Genomic DNA, 13,280 nt, shown 5'->3' with positions numbered 1-13,280 from the left:
ACAACAAAAATATGCTTTTTGTTTGAACTATCACAAAAGAATAAAGTTAAATTCTACTAATTCTATCAAATTACTTCGTTTATTCACTTTAAAGCATCCAAAAATAAACTTTTTGTGAAAACTCTGAATTAAAAAAGACGATTTTCAGCTGCATTAAATTTACAGCTAAAAATCGTCTTATAAATCGAAAATTGAAATATATAATTAAGAAAGTGCTTGTTTCAAATCTGCAATTACATCTTCTACAGTTTCTAAACCTACAGAAACACGAACAAGTCCTTGTGTGATTCCAACCGCCAATTGATCTTCTTCGGATAATTTGCTATGTGTTGTTGAAGCCGGATGCGTGACAATTGTTCTTGTATCTCCAATATTTGCAGATAACGAGCAAAGTTTAATGCTGTTCAAGAATTTTCTTCCCGCTTCGATTCCGCCTTTAATTTCAAATGCAATGATGTTTCCGCCAGCTTTCATCTGTTTTTTGGCAATTTCATATTGCGGATGCGATTTCAAAAACGGATATTTTACGCTGTTTACATTTGGATGGCTTTCTAAAAACTCAGCGACTTTTAAAGCATTTTCGCAATGTCTGTCTACACGAACAGCCAAAGTTTCTAAACTTTTAGATAAAACCCATGCATTAAATGGCGATAAAGCTGGCCCTGTATTTCTTGAAAACAAATAAATCTGTCTGATTAACTCAGCATCTCCAACCGTTACTCCACCTAGAACACGTCCTTGTCCGTCTATTAATTTTGTTGCTGAATGGATCACCAGATGCGCTCCAAATTTAATTGGCTGCTGTAAATAAGGCGTTGCAAAACAGTTGTCGATTATTAAAATCAAGTTGTGTTTTTTGGCAATATTTCCCAACAATTCTAAATCGATAACATCTACTCCAGGATTTGTAGGAGATTCGGCGTATAATATTTTGGTGTTTGGTTTAATGAAGCTCTCGATCGTTTCTGGCTTACTGATTTCGAAATAAGAAGTTTCGATATTCCATTTTGGAAAATAAGTCATAAACAAAGCGTGAGTCGAACCGAAAACACTACTTGCAGAAACAATATGATCTCCAGAATTCAACAAAGCTGCAAAAGTAGAATAAACTGCCGCCATTCCTGTTGCGAAAGCGTAACCAGAATCGGCACCTTCCATTTTGCAGATCTTGTCTACAAACTCTGACGTGTTTGGATTGCTGAAACGGCTGTAAATATTTCTTTCTTTTTCTTCTGTAAATGAAGCTCGCATATCTTCTGCATCTTCAAAAACAAAGCTTGACGAAAGGTACAAAGGCACCGAGTGTTCTAAATATTGAGATCTTTCTAATTGTGTTCTGATGGCTTGTGTTTCAAAACCAAATTCTTCTGTATTCATTGTGTTGTTTTTTTGTTTTTTTTGTTTCAAGTTTCAGGTTTCAGGTTGTTAAACCGAAATCTAAACTTAAACAAGTCAATTATTTATGTACAATCTGAGCATTTTCAAATTCTCAAATTGACTAATTTTCTAATTTATAACGCTTCGTTGTTTAAAACCACTTTGTATTTAATTGTCGCTGTTGGCTCAACTGTTTTAGCAACTGAACAGTATTTCTCAAAAGAAAGCTGTGCCGCTTTTTTTGCTTTTTCAGGATTGATTTCTCCTTCTAAATAAAAAACCACATCGATTTCCTTGAAAGGTTTTGCCTCTTCGATCTGAACTCGTGTTCCTTCAACCTCAGCATTAAAAGAAGTGATTTCTTGACGCTGTTTTTTCAAAATTGAAATCATATCGATAGCGCTGCATCCTGCAACTCCCATTAATACCAATTCCATTGGACTTGCACCTAAATCGCTTCCGCCAAATTCGGCTCTGCTATCAACGTCAACTACGTGTCCGCGTTCATTTTTTACTTTAAAATGAAATGCGTCATTTACTCTGTTTAAAGTTACTTTCATTGTGTTGTTATTTTTTTTGTTTTTATTATTGTCATTGCGAGGAACGAAGCAATCGCACTAAACAATTCCACAAAGCTTGATTTTGCAAATGTGATTGCTTCGTTCCTCGCAATGACAAACTAGACTTTTTACCCTTTATCAGACAATCTCAAAATATCTCCGAAAACTCCTCTTGCTGTTACCGCAGAACCTGCACCAGCTCCTTGAATAACAATTGGACGGTCTCCGTAAGATTCTGTGTAAATTTCGAAGAAAGAATCAGAACCTTTTAATCCGCCCAGAGCAGTATCTTTTGGCACTGAAACTAATTTTACTTCCAAATTTCCTTTATCATTCTGCAAATCACCAGACAATTCGCCAATGTATCTTAATACGTGATTTGGCTGTTGATCTGCTTTTATTTTAGCATAAATTGGGTCAAATTCTTTTAATTTCATCAAGAAATCAGCAGCGCTTCCTTCACGCAAGTGCTCTGGAATTAAATTCTGAATTGAGATTTCTTCAAACTCATTCTGCAAATCCAATTCTCTAGCTAAAATTAATAATTTTCTACCAACGTCATTTCCGCATAAATCTTCACGCGGATCTGGTTCTGTATATCCGTTATCAATTGCTTCCTGTAGAATTTCGCTGAAAGGCGCATCTTTCGCAGAGAAATTATTGAATAAATAACTCAATGTTCCAGAGAAAACACCTTTAATTTTTGTGATATTTTCTCCCGAAAGGTGCAATAATTTAATTGTGTCAATTAACGGTAAACCTGCACCAACATTGGTTTCGTACAAATAATTCTTTTGATTTTCTGCCAAAGCTTTTCTCAATTCTTTGTAAAAGCCATAGCTTAATGTATTGGCTACTTTATTAGAAGAAATCAAATCGAAACTGCTCTCTACAAGCGGAATATAATTTTCAACGAAAGGCGCACTTGCAGTATTGTCAATCGCAATTAAGTTTTCTAAATGATGTTCATTAGCGAAAGCAATAATATCTTTAATTGTATATGCTTCACCTTTAGTTTCAATATCACTTTTCCAGTTGCTGGTAACACCGTATTGGTTTAAAAGCAATTTTTTAGAATTTGCTATAGCAAAAACATTCAGCTTAATATCTTTACGTTTTTCAATTGCCGCAGCCGATTCTAAAATCTGGTTGATTAAAGTTCCTCCAACTAATCCGTGACCGAAAATAGCAATGTTGATTTTTTTAGAAACTCCAAAAATCTCTCCGTGAATTACGTTCAGCGCTTTGTTTAATTCTTCTTTCTTAACAACCAAACTCACGTTTTTACCTGTTACGGTGTTGTTAAACAAAATCGGAACAATTTTATTTTTGATTAAAGCGGTGTAAGGTTTATGGAAAGTGCTCAAATCCTGCCCTATAATCGAAATTACCGATACATTGTCTGTTACTGTAATTTGGTTTACGTCTTTAGAATAAAAGTCATTTTCGAACTCTTTTTCTAATTCGACCATTGCAAGCGTAGCTTTTTCAGTAGCAACCACAAGTCCGATTCCTCTTTCTGAAGAACCTTGAGAGATAATGCTCACACTGATATTGTGATCTCCCATTACTTTAAAAATTCGGGCATCGACTCCAGCTTTTCCAAGCAATCCTCGTCCTTCAAGATTTACAAGAGAAACATTTTCCAAAACAGAAAGCGTTTTAATTCCTTCTTTAGAAGAATCTGAGGTGATTAAAGTTCCGCGGTTTTCGTGGTTGAACGTATTTAAGATTCGTAACGGAATATTTTTTTCTAACAACGGAATAATCGTTTTGGCGTGCAAAATGGTTGCTCCAAAATTTGCCAGCTCATTTGCTTCGTTGAATGATAAATATTCAATTTTCTTCGCATCGGCAACCAAGTCTGGGTTTGCTGTGTAGATTCCGTCTACGTGCGTGAAGTTTTGCAGTTCTTCGGCATTCAAATAATTTGCGATTAACGAAGCGGTATAGTTACTGCCATTTCTACCTAAAGTAGTTGTGTCGTTGTTGTTGTTTGAGCCAATGAAGCCTGTAACTATATTAACCGTTTCGCCGTTATGTTCTTTAAAGTAGTTTACTACGTTTTTCTTTGAAAGCTGCTCTAATGGCTGTGCATCACCAAATTTAGAATCGGTTTTCAATAAATCTCTTGTATCTACAAAATTGGCAGGAATTCCTTTTTCCAATAAAATAGCCGTCAATAATTTAGCCGAAAGCAATTCTCCTTTTGACAAAATCTGATCTTTGATTTTTTTGCTGTAATCGCCAATTAGACTTACTCCCTCAAAAAGTTTATCTAAAACACTAAATTCTTCAGACAAATCTACTTGTGGGTAATCTGATATTTGATATTTTTTAAAATTCTCTAATAATTCTTTGTAACTGCCATTTTTAGCAGCAATTGTTAAGATAAATTCCAATTCATCAGTAGCATTTCCGCGTGCAGATACTACAACGGCGATTTTTTCACCTTGATTTACTTTATCTGAAATGATTGAAACAACTTTGTTAAGTCCTTCTCCGTTTGCTAATGATTTACCTCCAAATTTTAATACTTTCATTTTATTTCTTTATTGTTTCTGCCTTAAAAATGTCGGCAAGTAAATGATCTAATTGTTTGTACTCGATTAAAAAAGCGTCATGTCCGTGAACCGAATCAATTTCGCTGTAGAAAACATTGTCTTTAAATTTCTTCAATTCTTCGTAGGTTTCTACGTTTTCTTTTGCTGTAAAAAACAAATCTGAATTGATCCCGATGATATGAATTGAAGCTTCTGTTTTAGACAATAGACTTTCAAAGCTTTCACTATTTCTAGTGATATCAATTGTTTTAAGCAATTGATTCATTAATTTATAAGAAGACAGCTGATATCTTTTCTGCAATTTTTTTCCGTGATGTGCCAGCCAGCTTTCGATGTTAAAAATCAAAAGATCCTGATTGATTGTTCTCTGAAATTTTTCTTTGAATGATTCTGGCGAACGGTAGCAAAGCATTGCGTGTATTCTGGCATCTTCAATTGGTTTTGAAGAATTGTTTAAAATCTGCTCTTGCAGAAAACAATTGGCGATAAGCCAGTCGGTAGATTTCCAGTCGCTCGCAATCGGGATAAGGTTTTCTGTAATGTTTGGCGCCAAAGCAATGATTTCCCATGCAATTCCGCCGCCTACAGAACCTCCAATAACTGCAAAAAGCTTTTTAATATTTAAAGCTTTTACGCCTTCAACAAAGATTCTTGCAATATCTCTTGCTGTAAAGTCAAGATAATTTTCGATTAGGAAAGAATTGCTTCCATTTCCAGGAATATCAAAGGCTAAAATGGTGTAAACAGCAGTATCGATGGTTTTACCTTCGCCAATCAAGTCATTCCACCAGCCATTTTCGCCAGTCACCTGCGCATTTCCTGTTAGGGCATGGTTAACCAAAACAATAGGCGCACTGTGCAATGGCTGTCCTGACAGTGTAAAACTTAATGGTATAGAATGATAAGCTGCACCACTTTCTGTGATGAAATCTTGAATTATGATGGGACTTGGTATATTTTCCAATTTCAAATCTGTTGTATTATTGATTTGTATATGGAAATATTAGAAAGAAAAACTAGGTTTAACTAGAAAAAATCTTGTTGTTATCTTTCCACGTTTGGCGTGGTAGAATGTAGCACCTTCTTCGTTTTACCGAAGGGTTGCTAAGGCTTCATCGGGTCTAATCCCTCGTCCTTTCTTTATAACATTTCAATACGTGTTTGAACTTAACGGTGCAAATTAACTACTATTTTCTCTAACAAACAAATTTTATCTAAAAGTGTTTGTTAAATTTCTGAGACTTACTTTAGCAAAAACTATTATACGCAAAAATTTACCGAACAAAAATGCCCAGTAAAATTAAGCAGGTTTTACCCTAGTTTATGATGCTTTTCCGTTTAGATAAAAAGCGTTTCATTTTCTTTTGAATACATCAAAAACAATAAAGAGTTTGGTGCTTTTTTCTCTGCCCCTTTTCCTTCTTCTGTTATTCCAGCCTCAGTTATTCCGAATCTTGGGTGAGCCAATTCGTTTATTGGTGGCGGATTATTTTTTCTTGTCCTTCTGTTTTTCAAATTTGAAATTTTTTCTGCTAAGTAGTTCAATGTGCTCATGATATTAAGTTTTAGTTAAGTTGCGTTTTATAATCTTTATTTCTCGTTTATCTTTTTGTTAAATCGGTTTCTGGAATAAAAAAAACCCTTTTGGATTTTTTAGATACCAAAAGGGTTTAAGTTTTTACACTCGTGTATGCTTTTAGTATCAACAGACGTATGCGCAAATAAGCGCGACAGTAAACATCTTGTTCATCTGTAAGGATTTATTCATCTGTGATTTATATTGTATTTTATTTAAATTCTGCATTTGTATTAAATTAAAAAGCCTCCCAAAATTTTTCGGGAGGCTTTTACTATATTATTATTGTATTCTTACAATTTTTTTAAGCAATAGACACCCCACCTTCGGTCTTAACCGAAATGGCACAAAACATTTTATTGACTTTTAAGTTCATTTGATTTCTAGTAGTTTTTGGGTATAACAAATATGCAAATATTTTTTTTATTACACAAATTAAATTCAGGAATTTAATTACAAAAATCGTTAAAAATCAGTTTTTTATCGTCGAAAAACATCTTACAAAAACGAAAACGAAATAATAAAGGTAAAAACCTTACAAAAACCACCTTCTTTTCTTCATAATTCCATTTGACAAATCAATTTATCAAAGAACCTTTTGTGTTTTTTTTTCTTTTAGAGCCAAAAAATTACAGCCAAACGGCTTCTTTTGTTCTAATTCGCTCAGCAATTTTCAGAATATCAGTGATAATTCCTCTTGAAATTGCCTGTTTGCATGGCGGAGCGCTCTGAATTACGATTGGAATATCGGCGTAAGATTTGGTATAAATTTCAAAAATGGTATCCGAACCTTTTAATTGTCCGATTGGAGAATCTGCCGATTCCGAAATCAATTTGGCTTCTAAAGTTCCTTTTTCCACATCAAACTCTCCTACATACCTTAGCAAGTGATTTTCTGCTTGGGTAATTTTGGCAATTTTAAAAGATTTATCGACTGCTTCTTTGTTAAGCACTCCATTTTTTTCCAAGTGCTCTTCGGTTATAAATGGTTTGATTTTAATATCTGAAAATTCAAAATCTTTTCCGATTTCTCTCGCCAATATCAGCAGCTTTCTTGCGGTATCGTTTCCTGAAAGATCTTCTTTAAAATTTGACTTCATTAAACCTAAAAGGCTCGCATCTTTTAAAACAGAGGAAAACGAAATGTCTTCAGATGAAAATCTATTAAAGACATAACTCAGATTGTCCGAAAAAACGCCTCTAATCTTCGTGATTTTTTCTCCCGAATAGTACAAATCTCTTAAGGTCTGCAAAACAGGAATTCCCGTTTCGACTGAGGTTTCATAAAGAAACTCTTTGTCGTGCTTTTTAAGATTTGTTCGTAATTCTTTGTACAAATCTATCGGTAGCGTATTGGCTTTTTTGTTTACCGCAACAATATTGAATCCGTTTTTGATTAGCGTATTATAATGCTTCACCAATTCATCGCTATCTGTTGCATCGACGGCAATCAAATTTTCAAATTCGTTTTCATGCGCAAATTCGACAATATCTTCTACTTTAAAAGGAACTGCCAATTGTCTGAAATTGGTTTCCCAAGAATACCCTACGCCTTCTTTCTCAAAAAAAGCAACCGTCGAATTGGTTATAATTGGAAAATGAAAATCGATATTTTTGCTTTCAAGGAAAAACTCTTGACTTTCGATAATCTGATTAATCAAAGTGCTTCCGATATTCCCTATTCCAAAAAGGATAATGTTTATTTTAAGCTTTGACATAATTTCTAATTTTTTATTTAGCCATATAAGTGATGTAAGTTCATTTAGCACCATCAATGTTATTAAAATTAGACGCACTGCAGTGCGTCTCTACGGTGCGTTTCTACAGTACGATTCTTCTAAAATGCACTTATATTTCTTATATGATTTAAATTTTATAATGGTGTTTTTCATAAAAAATTACCTTTAGCAAAACCACTCGCTAAAGGCAATTTTTCAAACAAAAAACAAAAAAACCTAATTTTTATTGATGCTGAATTGAGAAAGCGAAACGCTTTCAAAAACAGCCTGAAGATCTGCAATTAAATCTTCAATATCTTCTATTCCCACAGACAAACGAATCAAATCTTTAGAAACTCCCGTTTCTATTTGTTCTGCTTCTGTTAGCTGCTGGTGCGTAGTACTTGCAGGGTGAATAATAAGTGATTTTGTATCACCGATATTGGCCAGCAGTGAGAATAGTTTTGTGTCGTCTACTACTTTTTTGGCAGCATCAAAACCTCCTTTTAATCCGAAAGTGATAATGCCGCTTTGCCCTTCTGGCAGATATTCTTTAGCCAGATCATAATATTTGTTCGATTTTAAGCCTGGATAATTTACCCAAACCACCTCATCTTGTTTTTCTAACCATTCGGCTAGCGCCAAAGCATTTTCACTATGTTTTTTAATTCGGATTGGAAGTGTTTCTAGTCCCTGAATAATTTGAAAAGCATTAAATGGACTCAAAGCAGCACCAAAATCACGCAGCCCTTCTATTCGCGCTTTTGCAATAAAAGCCGCATTTCCTAAAGCTTCATGATATACTAATCCGTGGTATCCTGCAGATGGCTCGGTAAATTCAGGGAATTTTCCGTTTGCCCAGTCAAAGTTTCCAGCATCAATGATAACGCCTCCTAACGAAGTTCCGTTTCCTGCGATATATTTGGTTAAGGAATGAATTACAATATCGGCGCCATACTTAATTGGGTTTAATAAATAAGGTGTCGCAACTGTATTATCTACTATAAATGGCACTTTGAATGCTTTGGCTTCTGCCGAAATTGCTTTTAAATCTAATACATCTAATTTTGGGTTCCCAAGAGATTCAACAAAGAAAGTTCGTGTGTTTTCTTTAGCTGCTTTGGTAAAGTTTTCAGGTTTTGAAGGATCAACAAAAGTGGTTGTGATTCCTAATCTTGGCAGCGTCACTTTTAAAAGATTATACGTCCCGCCGTATAAACTGTTTGATGCTACGATATGATCTCCTGCTTTTAGCAAAGTCAATAAAGTTGTTGAAATTGCCGATGCTCCAGAAGCCGTTACAACAGCTCCAATTCCGCCTTCTAGCGCTGCCAGACGCTGTTCTAGAATATCGTTTGTCGGGTTATTTAATCTCGTATAAATGAATCCAGCTTCGGCAAGGCCAAATAAATTGGCAGCATGATCTGCATTGTTAAATACATATGATGATGTCTGATAAATAGGCACTGCTCTAGTTCCTGCGTTTTTAGTTACGTCGTGTCCTGCGTGTAATGCGTTTGTTGCAAATTTTTGTGTACTCATGATTTCTTAGTTTTTAGGTATTTTTAATACGTTATATATTGTAATTGATATTGATTTTTGAAATTGATTTAAGCTAAAATATCTTCTGCTTCTTCTTCAAGATCGTATAGATGAAACAGTAACGATTTTTGCGTTTTTATTTGCTGTTCGGGATCATATTTTAGAACTTCTGCTGGTGATTCTTCCAAATTATCATTTCTTAATAGGTATTGAAATGCGATTGTATTTATATCTAGCGTATTCATAATTTAAGGCTTAAAATGTTGGAAATAAAAAAGCCCTTTCGGATGGCGACCAAAAGGGCTTATAGCTTAACTATAACAAAGATTGTCTCTTTCACTTTTGGCAACAGCAAATTGGGATGCACATTTGCATCATCTTACAACACATCATATTTCTTTTTGCTATTGTTTTCATTTTATTTTAAAATTGAATTTGACTATTTTTTAAATTCGACTAATTCGATAGGATAAGTGTAGTAAGTATTTTTTTAACGACCAAATTAAAATGGAAGTTTTATATGTTTTTTTTTGAAATTTCTTTCAAGCCTTTATTTATAAGGCTTGAAAGAAATTATTTCAATTAAAATTTAAAGCTTAAACGGGCAAAACCAAATCTTCCGTTCAATCCAAATTGAGAAACGGCTCTTGAATACGCAAACTGATTCGCATTTGTCAAATCTGTACTTGGCGCTGGCGACAAAGTTGGAGTTGTGTTTGTAAATGCAGGTGTTGCAGGATTGTTTCTGTCCGGATAAACGTCTCCTATATTATTAACTCCAATTGTAGCTCTCAAATGCTTGTTGATCTGATAGCCTAAAGATAAATCGGTAACCAATTTTGCGCTATATTCTGGATGTTCGTACACTGAAGAAAATCCATCTAGATTAACATCTGTCGCTCCTGGATCTGTAACTTTGCCGAAATAGCTGTTTCTTAAATAAATATCCAGTTTTTTAATGCTAAAAGTAGTCATCAAATTGGCTTTCACTTTCGGAATGGCTTCTTCTAAATATACTCGGCTCGATTCTGGAAAGAATGAATAGATATAAGGTTCTCCTCCTGCATCAACAATAGATTTTGGTATATGCAAATCGCCTACCCTTTTGGTTTCATTAAAACTAAATGCAAAATCATTTCTGATTGCAAAATCTTGAATGACATCATATTTCTGAGAAATTACCAAATCAATTCCTTTGGTTTCAGAATCGATTCCGTTTGTCCAGAATGAAGCTCTTTCTACTCCTTTCAAATCAAATGCCTGCTGAAACAAAGTCAATGCCTCTGCCTGTTCTGGCGAAGTTGCCGCTGCAATCTGCGCATCTGTTGGTCTTGAATATTGTCCAGACAATACAATTCTGTCGTAGATTCTTGTAAAATAAGCATCGGTTGCAATGGTTATGTTAGCTTCAGGAATTTTGAATGTAAATCCTGTACTGATGCTTTTTGATTTTTCTGGTTTTAAACTTTCAATTCCAATACTTTTTGCCGCTTGAGAATCGTTTGTAAAATATCCTACTTGGTAAGGGGCACCATTTATAAACTGCGTTGAGCTTGACTCGAAATATCTTTGCTGTAAAGAAGGCGCTCTAAAACCAGTCTGTCCAGAAATTCTCCAATTGATATTATCATTTAATTTTAAAAGAGAAGCCAGTTTAAACGTAACGGTATTTCCAAAATCTGAATAGTTTTCGTAACGCGCAGCTCCATTTACAAGCCATTTTTCAGTGGCATTCAATTCTAAATCGATATAAGCCGCACCACTTGTCCTATTTTTTTTCTTTAGCATCTGAAGGCTGGAATCCTGAAAATCCCTGCGCTCCTGCTCCACGTTTGTTTCCGAAAAAGTCAGTTACAATTAATGGCGAATTGCTTGGAAGAATTCCCGAAACTAAATTTCCGTTTACATCATACAATCCGTAAGAAGCTTCTTCTCCTGCTTTAATTTGGTAATTTTCATATCTGAATTCGCCCCCAAAAGCAACGTTTAACCCAGCAAGGACATCATATTTTCTGCTAAAATCCAAATTGGTCGTACTTTGCAAAAACGAAACTTTTCCGGCATCAAAACTAAAAGGAGAATTTGTGCCTAAAGTTGCATTGATGGTATTATTCACATCATAATTAAAAGAGTTTGTTCCTAAGTTGGTGCTTAAATCGGTATCAAAACCGAATAATTGCGTATTTACGCCCACAGCCGCAGAGGCATCTAAAATTTTTGATTCAATTTCTGGCAAGAACCCGTTTTGGTATACTTGCGTGAAAGTTCCAGAACCATTTGGCAATCTGTTAAAGGCATACGATTTACCTCCTCTATATGAAACGCCTCCAAAAGAATACAATGAAGTGGTTTCGCTCAAAGGATACTTTGCATTAAAATATAATTGTCCCGCAGCCAATTCTGACTGTCCGACACTCATGTTATAATCGCTTCTCTGCTGACCTCTGTAAGCTAGTTCATTATTAGTCACATCAAAGTTTAAAGCCGTCTGCATTTGCGCAATCGTCGAAGCCGATGCAATAGCATTTTGCTGTGCTGTTGTAAAATAACTTACTTGCGGCGCATATTGTTTTAATGACGATAAAATCTGAGCCGAGTTTGTAGTCGTATTAATGTTGCTAAATAGCGAGTTAATCTCTACTCCATCTTGCGCCGCTCTGTTTTCAACTGCGTTATAAGCATTAAAAATAGGATTGCTTCTTATTCCTGCTCTGCTTGTCGCTTGCCTTGTCACGGCAGTTCCTGTAACGTTTAAGAAACTTCCCGGTTTGCCCAATGAGGTTCCGTAATTTAAATCAATTTGGGCTGTCTGTCCGTCTGCCCCTCCTTCAAAATTATTTGATCCCGAAGATAGATTTGCTCCGTATTGAATCCCTCCTGTCAGATAATCAGCATTCTTCTTTAGCACAATATTGATTACTCCAGCAATTGCATCAGAACCATATTGGGCGGCGGCTCCGTCTCTTAAAACTTCTATTCTTTCTATGGCAAAAGACGGAATTGCATTTAAGTCTGTTCCCACAGATCCTCTTCCTGGCGATCCGTTTATGTTTACCAGAGCACTTGTGTGCCTTCTTTTTCCGTTTACCAAAATTAAAACCTGATCTGGCCCTAATCCTCTTAATTGCGCAGGATCAACGTGGTCTGTTGCATCTGCTGTAGATGTCGGATTACTCGTAAACGACGGAGCAACATAATTTAAAATTTGAGTAACGCTGGTCTGCGGTGCTCCTTTTGTTATTTCAGATACGTTAAAAACATCAACCGGAACGGGCACGTCTGTTTTAACTCTATTTTTACTTCTTGATCCAATAATAGTAACTTCAGACAGCTCGTTGTTTTTTAAACTGTCCTGCTCTTTTTTATTGTCTTGAGCATAAAGTCCTGAAAATGTCACAAGACCTAAAACGATTAGTACATTTTTCTTCATTTTCTTCTTTACTGATTAATTTAGTGTTTTTGGCTTAAAAAAAATCTTACAGGTTTCATTTTGACATAAAAAAAACCTCTGCGTTTCGGCAGAGGTTCTATTTATATATTTTCTTGAAAAATAATTACAATAGTGTCTCTGCGGAGAACTCCGGCATCTTACAAGACATCATATTGCAAACTGTAAATTTCATTTGTTTCTTTTGTTTTAACGGGGCAAAATTGCGAACTATTTTTTAATTGACCAAACAAAAAACAAAATATTTTCTATTACCCTATCAAAATAGTATGCTACTGTTAAATTTCTGCCATAAAAAATAAAAAAAGTTGAACTTTAATTTGCAAATCAAAATGGTTTCATACCTTTGCACCCGAAACAGAGGAAAAATTTGAACTGATTGCAACCTCTTCATAATGAAATGGTTTCGTTATGAATGCTGAAAGATTCGTTTCAGCAGTAAAAAATGCTAAAGCAGAAACTCTCCTTTAGCCCTTTTTAGCAATTATTTTTCCC

8 protein-coding genes, 1 pseudogene and 1 riboswitch are annotated in these 13,280 nt (G+C 35.0%); all 9 genes and pseudogenes read right to left on the bottom strand.

Annotated features, from left to right (window positions below):
- Window positions 1-204 precede the first annotated feature (204 nt).
- Window positions 205-1,377, bottom strand: a complete 1,173-nt coding sequence (locus N4T20_RS07185) for a trans-sulfuration enzyme family protein (RefSeq protein WP_260672385.1) — start codon at window positions 1,375-1,377, stop codon at window positions 205-207.
- 134 nt (window positions 1,378-1,511) lie between these two features.
- Window positions 1,512-1,937 (bottom strand): OsmC family protein, encoded by a 426-nt coding sequence (locus tag N4T20_RS07180; RefSeq protein WP_026728534.1) that lies wholly within the window; start codon window positions 1,935-1,937, stop codon window positions 1,512-1,514.
- A 128-nt stretch (window positions 1,938-2,065) separates the two neighbouring features.
- Window positions 2,066-4,480: a bifunctional aspartate kinase/homoserine dehydrogenase I gene (gene thrA / locus N4T20_RS07175; RefSeq protein ID WP_260672384.1), complete on the bottom strand. Its 2,415-nt coding sequence runs from the start codon at window positions 4,478-4,480 to the stop codon at window positions 2,066-2,068.
- A gap of 1 nt (window position 4,481) precedes the next feature.
- Window positions 4,482-5,465 (bottom strand): alpha/beta fold hydrolase, encoded by a 984-nt coding sequence (locus N4T20_RS07170; RefSeq protein WP_260672383.1) that lies wholly within the window; start codon window positions 5,463-5,465, stop codon window positions 4,482-4,484.
- Between the two features lie 77 nt (window positions 5,466-5,542).
- Window positions 5,543-5,650: riboswitch (SAM riboswitch) on the bottom strand.
- Between the two features lie 189 nt (window positions 5,651-5,839).
- On the bottom strand, window positions 5,840-6,055 hold the full coding sequence (locus N4T20_RS07165) for a hypothetical protein (protein ID WP_260672382.1): 216 nt from the start codon (window positions 6,053-6,055) through the stop codon (window positions 5,840-5,842).
- A 651-nt stretch (window positions 6,056-6,706) separates the two neighbouring features.
- Entirely contained in the window at window positions 6,707-7,795 is a 1,089-nt protein-coding gene (locus tag N4T20_RS07160; RefSeq protein WP_260672381.1) for an aspartate kinase, read from the bottom strand.
- A gap of 237 nt (window positions 7,796-8,032) precedes the next feature.
- Window positions 8,033-9,337 carry an O-acetylhomoserine aminocarboxypropyltransferase/cysteine synthase family protein gene (locus N4T20_RS07155; RefSeq protein ID WP_260672380.1) on the bottom strand — a complete coding sequence of 435 codons (1,305 nt, stop codon included), beginning with the start codon at window positions 9,335-9,337 and terminating at the stop codon, window positions 8,033-8,035.
- Window positions 9,338-9,405: 68 nt separating this feature from the next.
- Window positions 9,406-9,582 (bottom strand): hypothetical protein, encoded by a 177-nt coding sequence (locus N4T20_RS07150; RefSeq protein ID WP_260672379.1) that lies wholly within the window; start codon window positions 9,580-9,582, stop codon window positions 9,406-9,408.
- Window positions 9,583-9,919: 337 nt separating this feature from the next.
- Window positions 9,920-12,767: pseudogene (locus N4T20_RS21810) on the bottom strand (TonB-dependent receptor plug domain-containing protein).
- Window positions 12,768-13,280: the final 513 nt, after the last annotated feature.

The organism is Flavobacterium sp. TR2 (genome assembly GCF_025252405.1).
In the GTDB taxonomy this organism is placed as follows: domain Bacteria; phylum Bacteroidota; class Bacteroidia; order Flavobacteriales; family Flavobacteriaceae; genus Flavobacterium.
Note: the sequence above shows the minus strand (reverse complement) of the source record. Positions and strands in the feature narration are given on the sequence as shown.